The 1,107-nt window shown below is 44.1% G+C and carries 1 protein-coding gene; it reads right to left on the bottom strand.

The features are described from left to right. Positions 1-1,107, bottom strand: a 1,107-nt coding sequence (gene mobV, locus ACFWWQ_RS29600) for a MobV family relaxase (RefSeq protein ID WP_384602343.1), incomplete at both ends; no start/stop codon positions are given.

A 1,107-nucleotide genomic window follows, 5' to 3' on the forward strand; every position in this document is an offset into this window, starting at 1 on the left:
TACTCTTATCAACTTCCTGTTTTAGTTTTAAGCTCACCGCAGCATCGCTTTTTCTTTGAATGATCAAAACTTTATTTTCAGCTGACAGTTCCTCGTTTTCCGTTCGTAAAGTCGTCAGTTCCTCTTTCACTTCCTGCCGCAGATCCTGACGCTGCTCTTCCGTAAATTCCTTTGCAAGCTTGCGCCGCATCTCCTTTTTGGACGCTTCAACTTCCGAATGGATCCTACTCTGCAGTTCCTGAAGCCGTTGGTCTTTTTCATCCGCCCGATCTGCTTCCTGCCGGGCGATAGACTGCCAGCGCTCCTTTTCCTTCGTTTCCGACTTCAATTGCCCCGCCAACTCGGCTGCTGTTTTAGTTTTCTGCTCCGCATAGGCGTACAAAGCATGAAGTTCCCGCTCCGGCACAATGACTTTATCCTTTTTGAGCCACGCTTTTTCATGTTCAATAGTCGGCATTTTCAACTCTTCAGCCTTAACTGTCAGCGATTCTTTTTTCACTTCTATAACTGCTTGAACAGCTTTGTTTTGCTTTTCCAGTTCCTCTCTCTGCTTTTCCTTTAAAGCAATTTCAGCATTAAGCCGCTCAAGCTCCGCTTTCCGCTGATTTATTTTATACTGGTGAACATTCTCATGCTTCTTTTCGCTTGGTTCGCCGCGTACCAGGTCAAAACCGTTTTCAACCATGTGCCGATGAAAATCATCTTGAATGGCTTTCATCTTCAATTTGCCATTAAAAAAATCTTTCGCAGAGAGTCGACCGTCCTCCGTGATCGGTACAATACCAACATGCATATGAGGAGTCGCTTCATCCATATGGACTGTGGCATAAAGCATGTTTTCAGCGCTGTATTTCTCTTTCAAATGATCAACCGCTGTTTCAAAATAGCGCCGCTGCTCCTTCTCGCTCATCCCATTCATATAGTCAGGACTTGCCGTGATCAAAAATTCGCTGACCAAGACAGCATCCGCTCGGACCTTCCGTTTGTGCACCCCCACAACTTTTTTATGTAAACCGAGTGTATATAGAAAAAGGTTTTGTTTTACACCACAAAACATTAAATGAGTCAGAGCCCCCCAGATAATTTTATTTTTTTTTTGTTTGTCAA

The organism is Streptomyces sp. NPDC059080, assembly GCF_042739975.1.
Lineage (GTDB): Bacteria > Actinomycetota > Actinomycetes > Streptomycetales > Streptomycetaceae > Streptomyces > Streptomyces benahoarensis.